Source organism: Actinotignum stranguriae (assembly GCF_051265215.1).
Lineage (GTDB): Bacteria > Actinomycetota > Actinomycetes > Actinomycetales > Actinomycetaceae > Actinotignum > Actinotignum schaalii_C.
This window is the reverse complement of the sequence record NZ_JBOZCJ010000012.1, coordinates 25,101-42,434: the sequence shown is the minus strand read 5'-3', so window position 1 is coordinate 42,434 and position 17,334 is coordinate 25,101. Positions and strand designations below refer to the sequence as shown.

Genomic DNA, 17,334 nt, shown 5'->3' with positions numbered 1-17,334 from the left:
GGTTATCCCTTAATACCGGAAGCGGCAATAGAGTTGACGAATTGTTTCTGGAAAGCCAGGAACAGCATAATGACAGGAACGGTAATCAGCGTGGAGAACGCCATGATCTGGCCCCAGGATACGTTGAGCTGCTGGAAATAGTCGATTCCGATCATTGCCGGGCGTAACTCCTCCGAGCGTACCGTCATGAGTGGCCACAAGTAGGAATTCCAAGCCGGTAGGAAAGTCAGAATCGCGACGGTCGCGGTGGCTGGGCCGGACAGTGGCATAACGATAGAGCGGTAAATCTTGAACCAGCTCGCCCCGTCCACGCGCGCCGCTTCATCCAGCTCGCGCGGAATGGAATCGAAGTACTGGTAGAAGAGATAAATCGAGAGTGCGTTGGCAATAAAGGGCACGATCTGCACTTGGTAGGTATCCAGCCAACTCTGTGAGAACCCGTTGGCGTCCAACCACGGAAGCTTATTGACCCACCACAGCAGTGGCAGCGCCAGAGTTTCAAAGGGAACAATAAGGGTGGCGATCACAAGCGTCAGCGAAATCTTGCGGCCGCGGAATTGCAGGCGGGAGAGTGCAAAAGCTGCCATGGAATTGACGATGAGCCCGAAAACCACGATGCACACCGAAATAATGACGGAGTTGAGGAGGAAGCGCCAGAACGGCACCCGGTTGAAGACCCCGGAGTAGTTATCGAAACTAAGGTCACCTACCGGAAGGAAAGCCTCGAGGCCACCCATATCCCCGAAAATCTGGGTATCTGGTTTGAAACTGGAGACCACCATGAAAAGGAGCGGCAGGCCGAAGATGGCGGCCAAGCCAATACGAAGTGCCCAGATTCCAATAGCGCGGGGGATACTGCGAGACGACGTCGTGGTGCTCATGCGCGGGCCTCCTTATCGCGAGTGAGATAGCGTTGCACAAGATTTACGGCAAGAACCAAGACGAAGAAGACTAGGGAAATTGCTGCGGCATAGCCGGTTTGTTGCTGGTCGTATCCGGTTCGCACCGCCTGGTAGACCACTGTTGAGGTGGAATCGAGGGGCCCGCCCTTCGTCATAATATTGATCTGGGTGAAAAGCGAGAACGCCGCGATGGTGATCGTAATAAGAATAAAAGTGCGGGTTTGGCGCAGTCCCGGCCAGGTCACGTGCTTGAACTGCTGCCAGGTTGATGCCCCGTCCAGAGACGCCGCTTCATAAAGTTCACCCGGGATCGTTTGCAGACCGGAGAGCCAAATAATCATATGCATCCCGGCGGCCTGCCAGGCGGACATCACGATAATGGCGAAGAGTGCCCAACTCGGATCGCCCAACCAATCCGGCCCGGAAATACCAACTTTGGCCAGTAGTGCGTTGAGCAGGCCATCGGGCTGGTACATGAAAAGCCACAGCATGGAGACCACGACCATGGAGGTCACCATAGGCAGGAAGAATACGGTGCGGAAGAAGTTCAAGCCCGGGAACTTCTTATTTACGAGCAGTGCCATAATGAGAGCCAGCCCAGACTGCCCGGGCACAATAACGAGGGCGAAAATTAGGGTATTGCGCAGGGACGCCCAAAAGACCTCGGTTCCAAATAACCGCTCAAAATTCTCCAGTCCAATGAATTGCATCGGCCGCGGGGAGATGAGACGCGCGTCAGTAAAAGCGAGAATGAAGGTGAGGACAATGGGAACAACGAGGAAAAGCAGCATGAGAATCCCCGCGGGAGCCAGCATTCCCCATCCGGCGCGTGCTTGCGCGGAGGTTTCGCGCCGATATTTTTGCGACGGTGCAGCGGTTGCCTTAGCACGCTGAGAAGATGCGGACGCCGGCCGGGGTGCGTGCTTACTCTCCGCGGTGGCCTGGGGTGCAGAAGTCATATCACTGGCCTTTCGGCAAGGTGCGTGAGCTACCACTGGCAGCTCACGCACCCTGCACATCAGGTGTTACTTAAAGAAGCCGTTGGCTTTTTGGTTGGCGTCAATATTCGCCACGGTTTGGTCGAGAATCTTCTTGGGATCCCCGCCGTTGAGGATGTCCTGGGTTGCCTTGGTGAATTCGGTAGCGATGAAGGGGTAGCCGGCTGTTTCAGGACGTAGCACCGCGTACTTCTTAGAGAATTCCCGGAAGATAGAGTACTTCCCACCTTCGGCGAAAGCCGGAACTTCCGCGGTGGCGGCATCAGTTGCCGGGATATTACGGGTGGCAACCGAAACGGAGGCTACGTATTTATCCTGGGCGGCAAACTTCATGTAGTCCAAGGCTCCCTCGGGGGCAGGGCACGACGGCGACATTCCCCACTGCCAGGAGCCGCCGCCAATCTTCGGGCCCTTACCAAAATCAGGCGGCGGGAGGAAAACAACGTCGTCGCCAAAAGCCTCTTCGGTGGGTTGTGCAGCCCACGAACCCATCCACAAGAAAGCTGATTTTCCGTTAATGAAATCCTGCGTGGGATCCGAGCCCGCATTGGCCGGCGTGTAGCCCTCGGTTACCAGGGAACGCATCCACTTTGCCCATTCCAGGGCCTCCGGACCGTTGAGTGCACCTTCCGCGCTTTCGAACTTCGAGCGGTCAATAAGATCACCGCCGAAGCTCTGCAGGTAAGGGGAGTAGGCGTAGGGATACCATTCACCCTGGTCTGCGGTATTGATATCGAAGGGCACGGCGTATTTCCCGGAGGCTTTCACCTTGGCTAGGGCGTCGGTGAACTCATCACGTGTCCACGGCTGATCCACGGTGGGGGTGCGGATGCCGAATTCATCGAGGATGGACTTGCGGGTAATGACGGATAGAGCCACATCGTAGTAGCCGTAGGAGTAAATCTTGTCCTCGTAGCGTCCCACCGTGGTGGGGAGGAATTTATTGAGGGTGTCATCCATGCCTTCGAGCGGGGCAAGGTAGCCGGCCCACGCCCAGTTAGGAACATTGGGGCCGTCAATATCCATAATGCACGGGAGGCTATTGGAGGAAGCGGCCGCCACCACAGATTGGTTGTAGGAAGCCTGCGGGAAAGCCTGCATGGTGACTTGGTACTTATCAGATTGTGCGTTGTAATCGGCAACGATTTGCTCGATGGCGGCGAGCTCTTCTTCGTTGCCGGCGTTATGAGTCCACATGGTGACTTCTTGTTTCCCGTCCGCAACATTGCCTTGGGACGAGGTTCCGCCCTTACTGCAAGCGCTCAGCGTGAAAGCGAGTGCAGCGGCGGATGTTAGTGCGGTGAGTTTCCGGAATCTTTTACTCATCACCCCTCCTTGGGTTTGTTTGGCGCCCCGCCCGGGAAGCGGGAACGTGCTAAAAGGGAGAACCATCACGCGGCACCTTTGCACCGTGATAAATGCATTTAGCACTTGCCAGAAAGTGTAGGACTGCTCGTGGGTATGCGCAATGTGGGGGTGTGTATGAGCTTGGTCACCTTGGTGATCGGATACTCTTAGCTCAGGCTGTGGCCCAAAGGTGGGAAGAATGGCGCGAGGAGGTTGAATGAAGCGAGCGACGATCGCTCAGGTGGCACAACGAGCGGGTGTTTCACCCACCGCGGTGAGCTTGGTGCTAAATGATCGCCCCGCGCGTCTCTCTCAAGAAGTACGGGATCGGGTGATCGAGGCGGCGGCCGCCCTCAATTACCGGCCCAACCCGGCCGCACGTTCTTTGCGGACCAATACCACCGGGATTTACGGAGTGATTAGCCGGGACGTGACTGTTACGCGTTACGCTTCGGCGATGCTGCGTGGGATTCTCGACGCTGCGGATCAGGCTGAAAAAATCGTGTTTCTCGCGGAAGTTGGGGATAGCGCAAGCCGGGCGGAGAATTCGGTGCGTGAAATGCTCAATCGTAATGTTGATGGTCTTATCTTCGCGGAAATGGGAGCGAAGATGATCACCGTGCCGAAGAGCGTGACGGGCCTGCCGGTGGTGGTGTGCAATGCGGTTCCTGATCGGGAGGGAGTTTTCCCGGCGGTGCTTCCGGCTGAATACGAGGCTGGGCGGCGTATGGCCAATGTTCTCATCGAGGCCGGGCACCGCAAAATCGCGATTATTGGCATGGATGACGGTCTGCGCGAGCCGCGCATCTCCGCCACGATCGGCCATCGTTTTGACGGAATCCTGGATGCTTTCGAGGAAGCGGGCCTCAGGCCGGTAAAGATTTTCCCGGGCACGCTTTGGGACCCGGATTTAGGTTACGAGGCGATGGGCGACCTGTTGGATAATGGTCCGGAGTGTACCGCGATTCTTGCCCTCAATGATCGTATTTCTTTGGGTGCAATCCAGCAGTGTTTGGGGCGGGGTATGCATCTGCCGGATGATCTCTCTATTGCTTCTTTCGATGACGATGAAATCGCGCTCTACGTTCACCCGGCTCTCACCACCATCGCGATTCCCTACTGGGAGATCGGGCAAACTGCCACCCGCCTCCTGGGTGAGGAAGGTGCGGGAGATCGCGATATTCACCTGGTGGATATGCCGCTGCGCATGCGTGAATCGGTGCGCCGGATCTAGGTGCGGGGCTTGGGCTTATTCTGCCCGCAGCACCTGCATCACTCGCCGGGCGAGCTCGGGCATCTGCTCTGGGCAATAGCGCTGATCGATGGGTAGGGCAAGGATATTCGGCCAGTTGACCGCATGAGTCAGGCACGGCCAGAAAGCGGGGGTGAAAACTCCGTGGGCGGCAAGGAGTTCGGCACAATGGTGCGGGTTATGCGACGCGGGCCAGCTTGGCGGTAGGGCGTCCAGACGGAGGGCGAGGGCGTAGAGCGCGCTGTTCGTAGCCCCGCGACTTTCTTCCCCATCGCCGAAGAGCGCCCCCTCCGGTACACCTTGGCTCATCAGGGCCGCGCGCAAAGCCCGAGCGTTGGTCCTCCGCCGCTCCAGCACTGCCGCGACATCGAGGTGGGCGAGAATATCCCGGGCGGCACCGCTCATCGAGCTCGGGCTGAGAGCGGCATCAATGGCGGCCTCAGCTGCGCCGTCGTTCTCCTCCCCGCGCAATTGCAGCAAGCCGCACCGGGTTACCTCGCGGGCCGCCGCATTATCCGCAGCCACGGCAGGAAGCGCGGCGCCGAACGCCCAGGCGCCGTCGGGAATCGGAAACCATTTCCGCAAGGACGCTGCGGCATAATGTGCCGGGATCTTTCGCGTCGCGTCACCACAAGGTGCGTGCGTGAAATCAGCGACGACGACGCCACCGCGGCCCTCCCACCCCTCGAGCACGGCCCGCAACTCGGGAGTGGGCCAGGCACCGAAGGTGGTGGAGATGAGCACCGCGCAGCGCCGCGGATCGGTGAGGAGTTTGGCAAGGGCGGCCGGATCGGGCACGAGATCCGGGCCAACCTGCACCCAGCGGACCCGGATGCCTTCGAGCTGGAACGGTGTGAGTGCAGTCGCGCACAGGAAGCCCGGCGCGATTACGCGACGGATACCGCGGGCGGCGAGCGCCTGGGCGATAAGGCCAAGAGCCTGGCGCCCCGATTGCACCAGCATCGCGCCGGGCGGAATCGGGAGCGCGCGCGAAGCGGAGCGGGGCGGGAGTGCGGTGAATTCGCCGCCGAAGATCATTGCGTGTCACCGCGGAAAAGAACTGCCGGAATGGTGATAAAAGGCGCGGTGGGGACGGAGATAACCGCGGCAGAGATTACCATCATTATCCCTTTCATTAAAGAGCCCGCAGTCGATATTTGTTTCGTATACTCATGATATCCGGCAAGGGTGCCGGGTGGTGATTACGGTCAGCACGAAGGTCGTGACCGAATCTAAGGAGGAACCACAATGAAGATGATTCTGGACCTGGATACAGGTGTTGATGATTGCCTGGCAATCACCTACGCTCTCGGATCACCGGAAGTCGAATTAATTGGCATTACCGGCACCTACGGGAATGTTCTGCTGGACACCGGCGTGAAAAACGATCTTGACCTTCTTGATCTTTTCGGGCATCCGGAGGTGCCGGTCTATCCGGGGATCCCGCACGCTCGTGAAAAGGACGGTTTTGAGGTCCTTGAGATTTCGGAATTCATTCACGGTAAGAACGGTATCGGGGAAGTTGAGATTCCGGTGTCGAATCGGGTTCCGCAAACCACGCCGGCACCCGAATTTATGGTGGAAGCGGTGCGGGAGTATGGCAGCGACGTCGTTATTGTTGCTACCGGCCCCATGACGAATCTGGCCCGCGCTATTGAACTGGACCCCACATTCAAAGACAATGCCCGCATCGTCATTATGGGCGGGGCGCTCACGGTTCCCGGGAATTGCAATGACGTCATGGAAGCGAATATTTCCCAGGACCCGGAGGCCGCGGATCTGCTCTTCCGCTCAGGTGCTCACGTGACCATGATCGGACTGGATGTCACGCTTCAGACGTTGCTCACCTATGAACATACGCAACAGTGGCGCGATCTTGGCACCCCGGCCGCCACTGCTTTGGCAGATATTACGGACTTCTATATCAAGGCCTATGAGACTACCGCCCCGCATCTGGGCGGCTGCGGTCTGCATGATCCTTTGGCCGTTGCCGTGGCTATTGATCCCACGCTGGTCACGCTCTTCCCCTGCAATATCAAGGTTGATCTGCACGAACCGGTGCGTGGGCGCACTATCTGCGATGAGGAACGGCTCAATGATCCGGTCAAGACCGCGGATGTGGCCATCGCGGTGGACGTGGAGCGTTTCCTTTCCGAGTTCATGTCCCGTATCACCTCGCTGTTGAAAGGCATCTGACCGTGGACGCGCGTGATCGATCTCAGGTTGATACCGCGGCTGCCATGCGCACGCTGCCGCAACTCATCATTATTTTCATTACCTCAATTCTCACGATCCAGGGCTTCAACCTGGTTTTCCAAGACATCGGCGCGCAGCTCAACGCGGTTGAGTATGCCCCGCTTATTACCTCAATTCCCGGCATTGTGCTGGGTATTGTGTGCGTGATTTACGGTTCGCTTGGCGATTTCGTTTCCCTGCGCAAAATGATGATGGCGGGTATCGTGCTCATCGTTATCGGCTCGGTGTTGGGACTGGTGGCATCGCGGTCCTCCATCTGGGTGGTGATTATCGCCCGTGCGATTCAAACAGCGGGCACGCAGGTATCCGGGTCCGTCTACCTCGTGGTGACCACCAAGTATGTCCCCGGGGTGAAAAAGGTTCTGTATTTCGGTGTCTTCACCGCGGCCTATCAGTTCTCCACGGCCATTGGGGTGCTCGCGGCTGGATGGCTTATCACCATGTCCTGGGTGTGGCTCTTCGCGATCCCGCTCATTTCGGTGCTCTTCATCCCCACCCTGTGGCGGGGCCTCCCGGATGTTTCCGGAAAGGCCCAGCGGATTGATGTGCCCGGCTTCCTGCTGGCCGGCGTTACGGTCACGGCCCTGGTCATGTACTTCAACTCGATGAACTGGCTTTACCTGGGCGCCTTCGCGGTGCTCCTGGTCCTCTTCATCATCTACATTTCCAAGGCCAAGAACCCCTTCGTCACCCCGGAGTTCTTCCAGAACCGCCGCTACCTCATGGCGGTCTCCCTGGTGCTGCTCTTCTACTTCGGTAATTACGCCATGACGCCGCTCTTCAACCTGGCAGGTGGTATTTTCCACGGCAAGACGGCCCTGGAAATGGGCTTCGTGCTGCTCGCCGGCTACGTTGTTGCGACCGCCATGGGCGTGATGAGCGGCGCAATCGTGGCGAAAATCGGCTGCGGGATGGGAATTGTACTGGCGGGTGGAGCTGCCGCTATCGGCGCCTTCCTTGCCGCTTTCACGGTAGACGAGGGCCTGTGGGGCATTATTGTTTCGGCGGTGTTCCTCTTCGGTGGCCTGGGCTTGGCCTATGCGCCGGTGGTGGATACCGTCATGGGAACCGTGGATGTATCCGAATCGGGGCGTGCGGTGGGCATGAATGACCTGGCTATGAATATCTCACCCTCGATTGGGATCGCAATCCTCGGGTCAATGATGCCCGCGGCGGTTCGCCCAGACGGCGTGGCCGAAGCGCAGTATCTCGCTGATTCCGCGCATAGCCTCACCCTGCTTTTCATCATCGTGGGCGCGACGTGCCTGGCTGGTTTGCTGGCTTTCTTCGCTTTCCGCCGCCAGCTTTTCCCAGCTGACGGCTGGGGGAAGGTTGCCAGTGAGGAGGCCTAGCCCGTTCGCACCGCACCGATAGGTGTAAGTGCGTGTTCTTATAAAACAATAATGAGCATCGCAATACCCAGCGCTGCCGCGAGTCCTCCCATTCCGAGGCTCAGGTAGCGCTGGGTTTGCGCGTGGGATTGCGCCTCGCGCAGCTCCGCCTGTGCCTCGGCCAGCTCATTGCCGGAGGTCTCCAGCTGGGTGCGGGTGGCGGCCAGCTGGGCCCGCGCTTCGCGCAGCTGCACCTCAAGAGTGCTGATCTGGCTGGTATAACGTTCCTGATGCGCGGCGGAGGTACGTGCCGAATCCACGGTGAGGCGCGCTTCCCGAGCCCGACCCGCCGCCTCGAGGGCCGCGTAGCGCCGTCGTTCTTCTTCTAGCTGCTGCTCTAAACCGCGCACGCGCGCAACCAGCCGGGCCGCGCGCCGCATCGCGTCCTCGCTGCGGGCCTGCGCGGTCACGGCGCTTTGTTCCACGCCCGAGGCGTAGACCACGCCCGCTTCCACTTCTTTTTCACGACGGCGCAAATCCGCCACCAGGCCCTCCAGCTCGGTCACGCGGGTCTGGAGCGTGGCGGCCTCCGCGCGGGCAGCCTCGCGCTCGCCACGCAGCTGCGAATTTTTCGCGCCCAGCGCTTCTACTTCGCGGTGGAGCGCGGTGCTTTCGCCGCGCAGCTTCGCGTGCTCCTCACGCAGCTTCGCGTGCTCACCACGCAATTTTTCGCACTCTGCGCGCAGCTGGTCGCGCTCGTCCCGGAGTGTGGCTTTTTCCGTGGTGGGAGAAGGAGTGGAAGATGGTGCGGGCACCGAGGCGCGTTTGCCGCGCGCGGGAGTATCAAGTGCCCGAGAACCGCGCCGTCGCTCCGTAGCCATGTCCCTCCTTTGTCCGCGCCTGACTTTACCTAATAAACATAGCGCGCGCAGATGCTTATGGCCCGCCCGCGGCGGCCTTTCCTGCCTAAATACCGGGAGCGTGAGAGATGCCACTCAGCTTCATAGCGGTTGTGGTGGGCAGGGGCCAATCCAGGTGGACTGACCGTTCTCAGCTGGATAGGCACTACCCTTGGAATTATGACGAAGGATCAGCTCACCGGCGCGGACGGCACCGCCGCCGCACCTAAGCCCGCCGCGGCTCAGCTCACCCGCACGGAAACGGATTTGATGGGTCCGGTTGAGGTGCCCGCCGCGCACTATTGGGGCGCGCAGACCGCTCGCTCGCTTCAGCATTTCCCCATCGGCGGGCAGCGTTACACCTGGGGTGGCCCCCTTATTCACGCGTTTGGGTTGCTCAAAGGCGCTGCTGCTCGTGCGAATGCCGAGCTCGGGGTGCTTGATCCGCAGCTCGCCACCCTTATTACCGCGGCCGCCAGCGAGGTTGCTGAGGGTGTTCTTGACGCGGAATTTCCGCTCAAGGTGTTCCAGACAGGTTCGGGCACCCAAACGAATATGAACGCCAATGAGGTGATTGCGGCGCGTGCGAATGAAATCGCCACCGGGCAGCGCGGCGGGAAAAGTCCGGTGCACCCCAATGACCATGTCAATAAGGGCCAGTCCTCGAATGATGTGTTCCCCACTGCGATGTATGTGGCGGTGGCTCGCCAGGCGCACCGCCAGCTTATCCCGGCGGTGGAGAGCTTGGCGGCCACGTTCCGCGCTCGCGCGAGCCGCTTCGCGGATGTGGTGATGGTGGGGCGTACCCATCTGCAGGATGCCACCCCGATCCGCTGGGATCAGGTGGTGGGCTCCTGGGCGGCGCAACTGGAGAGCGCGCTCGCGGGGGTGCGGGCAGCGGCGGCGGGCCTGTACCGGGTGGCGCTGGGCGGGACCGCGGTGGGCACCGGTCTGAATTCGCATCCGCGTTTCGCGGCGCGGGTCTGCGAGCTGCTCGAGGAGGCTACCGGCTTGCCGTTCCGCCCGGCGGATGATCTTCCCGCGGCTCTGGCTGCCCACGATGACCTCGTGACTTTTTCGGCAAGTTTGCGCACTTTGGCCGCTGCATCCATGAAGATTGCTAACGATATCCGCTGGTATGCCTCGGGCCCGCGTACCGGCATCGGCGAGATCGCGATCCCCGATAACGAGCCGGGTTCTTCGATTATGCCGGGCAAGGTGAATCCAACCCAGGCGGAGGCTCTTACTCAGGTGTGCGTCGCGGTTTTCGGTTATGACGCCGCGGTGGCTTTCGCAGGCTCGCAGGGCAATTTCCAGCTCAATGTGTACAAGCCGGTCATGGTGTTTTCGGTGCTGGAGGCATTGTGCCTGCTCGGCGACGCCCTGCGCACTTTCGAACGTTTCTGCGCGGCAGGCATCACCCCGCGCACCGGCGTCATCTCCGCGCACCTGGACCGGAATCTCATGTTGGTCACGGCACTTGCTCCTCATATTGGGTACGACGCCGCAGCTAAGCTGGCGCGCGCAGCTCAGGCCAGTGGGGCTTCACTACGGGAGGTTGCGCTTGCTTCGGGGCAGGTCAGCGCGGCGGATTTTGATACCTGGGTGAATCCAGCGGCTATGACTGAGCCGGAAGCTAGCTAGGTGTGCGGCGCCCGGAAGCCGCTACCGCAGGTCTACTCGGATAGCAGTGCTCGGGCGGGAGGTGACGGTGTTGCCGGAGTGCTTTCGGGGATAGCGGGGACGGCGAAACCGGCTCCGGCGAGGAGTTCGCGCAGGTAGGCGTGTATTTCGCGGTACCCGCGCGCGGTGGGATGCATCCACGCTTGAACATCTGAGGATGAGAAGGGGGAGACCAGCCACGCTTCTTCGTTATCGCGGAAGGCTTGGGCGCGCGGTTCGTGCCCGGCGAATAATGCGTGGGTGGAGGCGAAGAGGAAACGTTTGGATCCGGTTTCTTTCCGCATCTGGGCGGTGACGCGTTCTTGCATGGCGTCAGCGGCATCCTGGAGCTGGGCGAGGGCGGCCCCGGCATCGTAGCTTTCCACCACCGGAGGGATGCGGTAGGAGTGTTCCGCGAAAAGCCTCGGGTAGCCGACCAGGATAGCGGTGGCCTGGCCGTGGGAGGCGGTATCGATGGCCCGCAGGATCTCTAGGGTGGATTCTTCGATAGCCGGGAGTGCCGCGGTGGCTGCATTCATGGCTTCTTCGCAGCTATTCGGGGTACGGAGCACGAAGCACGAGCTGATGATCCGGGCGAAGTTGGCGTTGTTGCCGCCGGCGGTGAGGAAAACGACTGAAGTATCCGGGGTGACGGCACTAACTTGTTCGGCAATGTCGGATGTTCGTGCTCCGGAGCACGAGGCGTTGGTATAGCTGGCGCCGAGTTCACGGGCGAGCGGAGCGGAGTAGTTATCCGGGGAGCGCCGGCAGGTATCTTCTTCGTAAGTGCCGGCTCCGTTACCGGAGGAAAAAGAATCACCTAGTTGCACGATGGCGGTGATGGGCCGCGGGGTGGGGGAGGGCGGCGCGCCCGCGTTGCCGGTGGGAGTGCAGGCTGCGCAGCTGAGCGCCACGGCGGCAAGAACGCCAGCTGCCCGCGCGCCCACACGCAGCATTTAGGCCACCTGCCAGGCCGCATCCGGGGTAACGGGGAGTAGATTTTCCGGGATGGAAACACCGGGGCGAGCCCAGACTTCGTATCGATAGCGCAGCCCGGCGCGCGAGGCGTGCCAGCCTTCATGAGCGTTTCCCGGTGAGCAGAGCCGCAGCTCCCATTCCGGGGTGATTGCGGGCGCGAAAATATCAGCATCCACATCTGCATCGATAACGGTGCGGATAAGCACCTGTGAATAGTCCCGGGTTTCGGCATAGACCCCGGCACCCCCGCATACCCAAGCCGCATCCGCCCCGGTAGCACGGGCCAGCGTGAAGGCCTCCTCAAGATTCGAGGCGAGCTGCGCACCGGGAACCCCAAAATCTTCCTGCGTGCTCACCACGATGGTGGGGGAGTGCGGCATGGGCCGTCGCCCCGCCGAAATCCAGGTTTTCCGCCCCATGATAACGGGCCGCCCGCGCACCGCCGCTCGGAAAAAGGCCGAATCTTCCGGAACGTTCCAGGGCAGCCGCAAACCCTTCGCGAGGGCATGACCGTGTGCTTCCGCCCAGATTTGTGCAATGAGCATAGCTTCCTCCTAGACCGAGACCGCGCCGGTGAGCTTGGGGTGGTGCTGGTAGCCCTGGGTGGCCGAAATATCATCCATCTCATAAGAGAAGAGGGAATCGGCTTTGCGCAGCTCCAGGGTGGGGAAGGGATAAGGTTCGCGCGAGATCTGTTCGCGCACCTGATCGAGGTGGTTGAGGTAGATATGGCAGTCCCCACCCGTCCACACAAAATCACCAACATCCAGACCAACCTGCTGGGCGATCATATGGGTGAGCAGGGAATACGAGGCGATATTGAAAGGCACCCCGAGGAACATATCCGCGCTGCGCTGGTAGAGCTGGCAAGAAAGCTTGCCATCCGCCACGTAGAACTGGAAGAAAGCATGGCAGGGCTGGAGCGCCATCTTATCCAGATCCGCCACATTCCACGCAGAGACGATCATGCGCCGCGAATCCGGGTTGGTACGTAAGGTTTCCAAGAGCTGGGAAATCTGATCGATATGCCGGCCATCCGGCGCGGGCCAGCTACGCCACTGATAGCCGTAAACCGGGCCGAGCTCCCCATGTTCATCAGCCCACTCATCCCAAATGGTGATGCCATTGCGCTGCAACCACTCAATATTGGTAGATCCGCGCAAGAACCACAGGAGTTCTCCCTTGATGGGCTTCATGGCCACGAACTTGGTGGTGATACGCGGGAAACCATCAGCCAGGTGGTAGCGCAGCTGGCGCCCGAAGACAGAGAGGGTACCCGTGCCGGTGCGGTCCCCCTTGCGAGTTCCGTTGGCGAGGATATCTGCAAGCAGATCTTCATATTGGCGATTAATCATGAACCCATCCTACGTGGCAACTACGACAGAAAAATTGGCTGCGAAAAAGCTACCCGGCCGGGCCGCGCTGGGAGAGGCAGCATGCCGGGTGAGCATCTTAGCCCTGCGCGATGATCTCGCGGATAAGCGCGGCGTCGCGCTCCACCACTTTCGCGGCGTACTGGGCCACCTTCTCCTCAATTTTCTTGCCGACGAAGGGAATGGAGACCCGCACCTCACCGGTCACCGTGACCGTGGCCGGCCCGGAACCAGCAACCTGGAAATCAGCGCTGGCGTGGACGGGAAGTTTGGCTTCCAGCTGCGCTGCGACGTCGTTCCCACTGCGGGTAAACACGATACTGGCGGCTAAACCGGAAGAAAGGAACCGCCGAGCCTGTGCGGGAAGCTGTTCGGCATCCACCCGCACCGTGAGGACTGCGCGCTCGGCGCCGGGTGTGAAGGAGGACGGTTGCGTGTGGAGCGCGGCGAGACGGCGGTTGGCGAGTTCTTCGGACATGAGGACGGTGGCGACGGCGCTCGCGGGGGCGTCGATTTCATACGAATGGGAAAACTGCATGGCTATATTTTCCTGCATGAGCGCGGCGCGAGGAAAGCTCGGCCGGTTTTTTCAGCGCAGAGCCGGAGAAGTGGGGCGCTGGTAGCCAGTGTGGAGATCTATCGCTGAGCGCTTTTTTCCGGTTTGAACATCGGCAGGCCGGTGAGGGAAAGCCCCACCGCTTGCGCGACGTCGAGTAGTTTTGTGGCCATGATCGGCCATACAAGATCGATGAGTTCTGAGGTAATGTCCTGGTGCTTGTCTTCCAGGTTTTCAATACGCACGCGTGCCGTGACCTCGGACAGGTACACTTCTTTACCTTGGAATGTGGCGACAAGATTCATGGTGACATCAGCGGTGGAAACGCCCGCAGTGTCTTCGTCGAGATCAATAAACCGCGTATGTACGTCCAAATGGCTTCCGAGATCGCGCTGGTTATCGTTGTAATATTTGGTCGTTTTGCCGGAAACCTCGATAAAACTAATATCCGTGATGTTGTCTCTAAGCATTGTCCTTGATCCGTTTCTTTTCACCAGTGTTGAGGCTTCCATCCCAACCGAAAGTGGTGTCCTGCTCGTCTAGGTCTTTCACGTCGTAGTCGATGGAAACACCGATAGCGACCGCGTAGGAATGCAGCTCCTGCAGTGTCGGATTCACGGCCCTTAACTCTAAATCTGTCACTGACTCCGGAGTGGTAGCTAGCCTTCTAGCAACAATCTCCCTCGGTATTTGTTTGGCTTCACGCAGAAATTGAAGCTTTTCGAATAATCGACGGTTCCGTTTGGCTTGCTCGTACGATCTCTCTACAACCTCGGCGAAGAAATCCATGCTGCTCATCCTCCCTCTGATGTATTACCGCTCCGCCAATTTATTAACCAGGATTCTCCTCTGTTTTGCGCCAGGGAGATGCTCACATTTTGTTGCTCTTTCCAGTTGTCGGAGTTTTCTTTGGCTCCAAGACATAGAGAAACCATGCCGCCCCACTCGGCGGGTTCTCCATAATACAGCCGAACTAAAAACTGTCTGGAGTTGATTCTGTACGGAATGGGGAGCCGAATTTCTGCAACGCCAGGCTGGCTTTTACAGGCAGTAGCTTCTTTTGATGATAGTTCACCGAGAGAGGCTTGCTCGAGGTATTCCCGTAAGTGCCCGGCTAACGTTGCTGTGACGAAAAACGCTTCTGGGTCATTGCCGAATAAACTGCGTAGCTCGTTGAGATCTTTTCGCAGCCAGCATTGGGGATTTGTCCAGGCAAGTCCTACTCCACAGTGTTTGTCCCAGGGATGTGCCCATTCGTATATGCGCACAGACTCGCTTGCACCCCTATTGGAACGGGAGCGCAAGTTTTTCGGGTCAGCCAACCGGAACTTATGCATGTCCTCATTGTGACATAAGTCGGCCTTCCGGACACTACCTCTGGGAACCCCAGGGAATCTAGGGATCACCTATTCCGCTCTGGTAAACTTGGCTTGTTTCTCAACGACGAGCGAGCATAGGGACACTCAATGTCATTAGCTTTCACCGCTGCGTGGGATACCGCCGAAGGAACTCGGCGGGCTCAGGAGCTATTCACCCGGACTTTTAGCGAAACGGCTGAGCGCGTGGCTTTCGCACCCGGGCGAGTCAATCTTATTGGCGAACACACCGACTACAACGCCGGGCTGTGCCTCCCCATCGCGCTACCGCACCGCACCTACGTTGCCCTGAATGTGCGCAGCGATAACCGTATTCGGCTGATATCCGAGCACGGCGAACTCTGGGAGGGACACGTTGAAGATATCAATCCCGCTATGCCGGGATCGTGGATCGCCTATGCTGCCGGACCCGCCTGGGCATTAGATGTACAGCGCGGCTACGACGCGGCTATCGTCTCCTGTGTTCCGCTGGGAGCAGGGCTTTCCTCTTCGGCAGCCCTCGAATGCGCCATGGCATGCGCCATCAACCCGTGCCTCATTCAGGAAGATCCGAACGCTGTTGTTACTGCCTGTATTCGCGCGGAAAACGAAGTAGCGCACGCGCCAACAGGCGGAATGGACCAAACGGTATCCGTTTTCGGGAACGACGGCGCAGCCGTTGCGCTCGATTTCCACTCCCACACACACAGCCTTATTCCCGCAGATTTCGCGGCAGCCGGACTGCAACTGGTTGTCATCAATACCCGCGCCAAGCACTCCCTATCAGACGGGCAATACGGAAATCGCCGCCAGGAATGCGAAGAAGCCGCGAAGCTTCTGGGGCTGAGCTCCCTGCGCGAAGCAAGCGTGGAGGATATCGATAGGATCAACGGAGTGCATGCCCGGCGTGCGCGGCACGTCATCACCGAAAACGTCCGTGTTACCCATGCCATCGAAGCCCTGAGGGCAGGTGATTTCCACACCCTTGGCAAGCTGTTCAACGAATCACACGTATCGCTACGCGATGACTTCGAGGTCTCCTGCCCCGAACTGGATTGCGTGGTCGAAGCAGCATGCCAGCACGGCGCCCTGGGCGCTCGCATGACCGGCGGCGGATTCGGTGGTTCCGCAATCGCGCTCGTTCCGCTCGACAAAGTAGAGGCGCTCGCTGCCGGCGTTATGGAAGCGGCCGCAGCACGCGGATTCCCCACCCCGGAACTACTGCTAGCGCAGGCAAGCTGCGGGGCCCGCCTGGTCAGCGGAGAAACCGATGGCGCTCAATAAGAGCGCAAAGTAGTATCGGCCGGTCATCCGAATGGGGGATACCGGCCAATACCCGCGGTGTCGAAGAGACGTTCAGGGGAACGAAGGAAACGAAGATACGCTGCTCAGCCCCGCAACCCCGCGGGATTCATTCTCTGCCAGTGCAGGGAGGAGGTCGCCATCTCATCAAGGGAATGGGTGGCTCGCCAGCCCAATTCCCGTGCGGCTTTACTGGCATCGGCATAACTGGAAGCAATATCGCCTGGCCGCCGGGCGACCACCCGGTAGGGAATTTTAATCCCGGCTGCCTTTTCATAGGCGTGAATAACCTCCAAAACTGAGGAGCCGTGACCGGTACCCAGGTTATATACGTACACCCCCGGCGAATTGACCTTGTCAACCGCAGCAACGTGCCCGCGCGCTAAATCAACAACGTGGATATAATCCCGTACGCCGGTACCGTCCGGGGTGTCATAGTCATCACCAAACACCTGGACGTGGTCAAGTTCCCCTACCACTACCTTCGCCACATACGGCGTGAGATTAGCGGGGATACCCTTGGGATCTTCCCCGATCAAGCCACTGGGATGGGCGCCAATAGGATTGAAATACCGCAGCAGCACTACCGTCCAGTTCGGGTCAGCCTTCTGGATATCCTCCAAAATTTGCTCGGTCATCACCTTGGTTTGCCCGTACGGATTCGTGGCTTTCCCCGCCGGAGACTCCTCGGTGAGTGGCAAAGATACCGGATCTCCATAAACGGTGGCAGAACTAGAAAAGACAATCTTCTTCACCGAATGGGCTTGCATGACAGACAGCAATGCCAGCGCCCCGCCAATATTATTCTCGTAATACTTGAGCGGTTGCGCCACGGATTCACCCACCGCTTTGAAACCAGCAAAATAAATGACCCAGTCAATCGGGTGGCGGCTAAAAACCTGGTCGAGAGCTTGCGCATCACGAACGTCAATGTCGTAAGCGGGGAGGTCGTGATCGGTAATCCGGCGCACGCGCTCCACGGCTTCCGGGCTGGAATTCGCGTAATTGTCCACGCACACCACGTTGTAGCCCTGTTCAAGGAGTTCAATACTCGTGTGGGTGCCGATATAGCCAGCACCTCCAGCTACTAAAACAGTTGTCATCACTAACCTCTTTTCACAAA

General features: G+C 59.3%; 18 protein-coding genes. 5 read left to right on the top strand and 13 right to left on the bottom strand.

The genetic code is table 11. From position 1 onward, the window contains the following. Nucleotides 1–2: 2 nt before the first annotated feature. The 3 genes from ACRQEG_RS05530 to ACRQEG_RS05520 all read right to left on the bottom strand — a co-directional run bounded on the left by ACRQEG_RS05530 (nucleotide 3) and on the right by ACRQEG_RS05520 (nucleotide 3,226). Entirely contained in the window at nucleotides 3–881 is an 879-nt protein-coding gene (locus ACRQEG_RS05530; protein ID WP_274733861.1) for a carbohydrate ABC transporter permease, read from the bottom strand. After that, nucleotides 878–1,861, bottom strand: a complete 984-nt coding sequence (locus ACRQEG_RS05525) for a carbohydrate ABC transporter permease (RefSeq protein WP_320757338.1) — start codon at nucleotides 1,859–1,861, stop codon at nucleotides 878–880. The genes ACRQEG_RS05530 and ACRQEG_RS05525 overlap by 4 nt, the downstream gene beginning before the upstream one ends. Before the next feature lie 66 nt (nucleotides 1,862–1,927). Continuing rightward, nucleotides 1,928–3,226 carry an ABC transporter substrate-binding protein gene (locus ACRQEG_RS05520; protein ID WP_320757337.1) on the bottom strand — a complete coding sequence of 433 codons (1,299 nt, stop codon included), beginning with the start codon at nucleotides 3,224–3,226 and terminating at the stop codon, nucleotides 1,928–1,930. Nucleotides 3,227–3,464: 238 nt separating this feature from the next. Between ACRQEG_RS05520 and ACRQEG_RS05515 the strand changes: the two genes are divergently transcribed. Then, nucleotides 3,465–4,481, top strand: a complete 1,017-nt coding sequence (locus ACRQEG_RS05515) for a LacI family DNA-binding transcriptional regulator (protein WP_320757336.1) — start codon at nucleotides 3,465–3,467, stop codon at nucleotides 4,479–4,481. Nucleotides 4,482–4,496: 15 nt separating this feature from the next. On the opposite strand, the gene ACRQEG_RS05510 is transcribed toward ACRQEG_RS05515, so the two are convergent. Beyond that, nucleotides 4,497–5,537, bottom strand: a complete 1,041-nt coding sequence (locus tag ACRQEG_RS05510) for a hypothetical protein (RefSeq protein WP_435706306.1) — start codon at nucleotides 5,535–5,537, stop codon at nucleotides 4,497–4,499. A gap of 216 nt (nucleotides 5,538–5,753) precedes the next feature. Here ACRQEG_RS05510 and ACRQEG_RS05505 point away from each other — a divergent pair, with 216 nt between their 5' ends. Together ACRQEG_RS05505 and ACRQEG_RS05500 are read left to right on the top strand one after the other, a co-directional pair. After that, entirely contained in the window at nucleotides 5,754–6,695 is a 942-nt protein-coding gene (locus tag ACRQEG_RS05505; protein WP_320757395.1) for a nucleoside hydrolase, read from the top strand. Between the two features lie 2 nt (nucleotides 6,696–6,697). Beyond that, complete coding sequence (locus tag ACRQEG_RS05500) at nucleotides 6,698–8,107, top strand: MFS transporter (RefSeq protein ID WP_435706305.1); 1,410 nt, start codon at nucleotides 6,698–6,700, stop codon at nucleotides 8,105–8,107. Between the two features lie 38 nt (nucleotides 8,108–8,145). On the opposite strand, the gene ACRQEG_RS05495 is transcribed toward ACRQEG_RS05500, so the two are convergent. Further along, the gene (locus tag ACRQEG_RS05495) at nucleotides 8,146–8,967 is read right to left on the bottom strand and encodes a coiled-coil domain-containing protein (protein ID WP_320757333.1); all 822 of its coding nucleotides are present in this window, start codon (nucleotides 8,965–8,967) and stop codon (nucleotides 8,146–8,148) included. A 198-nt stretch (nucleotides 8,968–9,165) separates the two neighbouring features. Between ACRQEG_RS05495 and ACRQEG_RS05490 the strand changes: the two genes are divergently transcribed. After that, complete coding sequence (locus ACRQEG_RS05490; RefSeq protein WP_435706304.1) at nucleotides 9,166–10,629, top strand: class II fumarate hydratase; 1,464 nt, start codon at nucleotides 9,166–9,168, stop codon at nucleotides 10,627–10,629. Between the two features lie 32 nt (nucleotides 10,630–10,661). On the opposite strand, the gene ACRQEG_RS05485 is transcribed toward ACRQEG_RS05490, so the two are convergent. The 7 genes from ACRQEG_RS05485 to ACRQEG_RS05455 form a co-directional block, all read right to left on the bottom strand. Further along, nucleotides 10,662–11,603 carry an SGNH/GDSL hydrolase family protein gene (locus tag ACRQEG_RS05485; RefSeq protein WP_320757973.1) on the bottom strand — a complete coding sequence of 314 codons (942 nt, stop codon included), beginning with the start codon at nucleotides 11,601–11,603 and terminating at the stop codon, nucleotides 10,662–10,664. Beyond that, nucleotides 11,604–12,170, bottom strand: a complete 567-nt coding sequence (locus ACRQEG_RS05480) for a dihydrofolate reductase (RefSeq protein WP_320757972.1) — start codon at nucleotides 12,168–12,170, stop codon at nucleotides 11,604–11,606. It abuts the gene before it with no gap. Between the two features lie 9 nt (nucleotides 12,171–12,179). Then, complete coding sequence (locus ACRQEG_RS05475; RefSeq protein WP_320757971.1) at nucleotides 12,180–12,980, bottom strand: thymidylate synthase; 801 nt, start codon at nucleotides 12,978–12,980, stop codon at nucleotides 12,180–12,182. Nucleotides 12,981–13,077: 97 nt separating this feature from the next. Continuing rightward, a complete protein-coding gene (locus ACRQEG_RS05470) occupies nucleotides 13,078–13,536 on the bottom strand; it encodes a DUF2505 domain-containing protein (RefSeq protein WP_320757970.1) in 459 nt (152 codons plus the stop codon). Between the two features lie 98 nt (nucleotides 13,537–13,634). After that, a complete protein-coding gene (locus ACRQEG_RS05465; protein WP_320757969.1) occupies nucleotides 13,635–14,024 on the bottom strand; it encodes a hypothetical protein in 390 nt (129 codons plus the stop codon). Next, nucleotides 14,017–14,343, bottom strand: a complete 327-nt coding sequence (locus ACRQEG_RS05460; protein ID WP_320757968.1) for a helix-turn-helix domain-containing protein — start codon at nucleotides 14,341–14,343, stop codon at nucleotides 14,017–14,019. The genes ACRQEG_RS05465 and ACRQEG_RS05460 overlap by 8 nt, the downstream gene beginning before the upstream one ends. 5 nt (nucleotides 14,344–14,348) lie before the next feature. Continuing rightward, complete coding sequence (locus ACRQEG_RS05455; RefSeq protein WP_320757967.1) at nucleotides 14,349–14,891, bottom strand: hypothetical protein; 543 nt, start codon at nucleotides 14,889–14,891, stop codon at nucleotides 14,349–14,351. Nucleotides 14,892–15,020: 129 nt separating this feature from the next. Here ACRQEG_RS05455 and galK point away from each other — a divergent pair, with 129 nt between their 5' ends. Then, nucleotides 15,021–16,193: a galactokinase gene (gene galK, locus ACRQEG_RS05450; protein WP_320757966.1), complete on the top strand. Its 1,173-nt coding sequence runs from the start codon at nucleotides 15,021–15,023 to the stop codon at nucleotides 16,191–16,193. A gap of 104 nt (nucleotides 16,194–16,297) precedes the next feature. Here galK and galE read toward each other — a convergent pair whose 3' ends face one another. Continuing rightward, entirely contained in the window at nucleotides 16,298–17,314 is a 1,017-nt protein-coding gene (gene galE / locus ACRQEG_RS05445) for a UDP-glucose 4-epimerase GalE (protein ID WP_320757965.1), read from the bottom strand. Nucleotides 17,315–17,334: the final 20 nt, after the last annotated feature.

Bases quoted from the DNA above. Each gene is read 5' to 3' on its own strand.
- ACRQEG_RS05530 (WP_274733861.1), bottom strand. From the start codon at position 881: ATGAGCACCACGACGTCGTCTCGCAGTATCCCCCGCGCTATTGGAATC.
- ACRQEG_RS05525 (WP_320757338.1), bottom strand. From the start codon at position 1,861: ATGACTTCTGCACCCCAGGCCACCGCGGAGAGTAAGCACGCACCCCGG.
- ACRQEG_RS05520 (WP_320757337.1), bottom strand. From the start codon at position 3,226: ATGAGTAAAAGATTCCGGAAACTCACCGCACTAACATCCGCCGCTGCA.
- ACRQEG_RS05515 (WP_320757336.1), top strand. From the start codon at position 3,465: ATGAAGCGAGCGACGATCGCTCAGGTGGCACAACGAGCGGGTGTTTCA.
- ACRQEG_RS05510 (WP_435706306.1), bottom strand. From the start codon at position 5,537: ATGATCTTCGGCGGCGAATTCACCGCACTCCCGCCCCGCTCCGCTTCG.
- ACRQEG_RS05505 (WP_320757395.1), top strand. From the start codon at position 5,754: ATGATTCTGGACCTGGATACAGGTGTTGATGATTGCCTGGCAATCACC.
- ACRQEG_RS05495 (WP_320757333.1), bottom strand. From the start codon at position 8,967: ATGGCTACGGAGCGACGGCGCGGTTCTCGGGCACTTGATACTCCCGCG.
- ACRQEG_RS05490 (WP_435706304.1), top strand. From the start codon at position 9,166: ATGACGAAGGATCAGCTCACCGGCGCGGACGGCACCGCCGCCGCACCT.
- ACRQEG_RS05485 (WP_320757973.1), bottom strand. From the start codon at position 11,603: ATGCTGCGTGTGGGCGCGCGGGCAGCTGGCGTTCTTGCCGCCGTGGCG.
- ACRQEG_RS05480 (WP_320757972.1), bottom strand. From the start codon at position 12,170: ATGCTCATTGCACAAATCTGGGCGGAAGCACACGGTCATGCCCTCGCG.
- ACRQEG_RS05475 (WP_320757971.1), bottom strand. From the start codon at position 12,980: ATGATTAATCGCCAATATGAAGATCTGCTTGCAGATATCCTCGCCAAC.
- ACRQEG_RS05470 (WP_320757970.1), bottom strand. From the start codon at position 13,536: ATGCAGTTTTCCCATTCGTATGAAATCGACGCCCCCGCGAGCGCCGTC.
- ACRQEG_RS05465 (WP_320757969.1), bottom strand. From the start codon at position 14,024: ATGCTTAGAGACAACATCACGGATATTAGTTTTATCGAGGTTTCCGGC.
- ACRQEG_RS05460 (WP_320757968.1), bottom strand. From the start codon at position 14,343: ATGGATTTCTTCGCCGAGGTTGTAGAGAGATCGTACGAGCAAGCCAAA.
- ACRQEG_RS05455 (WP_320757967.1), bottom strand. From the start codon at position 14,891: ATGCATAAGTTCCGGTTGGCTGACCCGAAAAACTTGCGCTCCCGTTCC.
- galK (WP_320757966.1), top strand. From the start codon at position 15,021: ATGTCATTAGCTTTCACCGCTGCGTGGGATACCGCCGAAGGAACTCGG.
- galE (WP_320757965.1), bottom strand. From the start codon at position 17,314: ATGACAACTGTTTTAGTAGCTGGAGGTGCTGGCTATATCGGCACCCAC.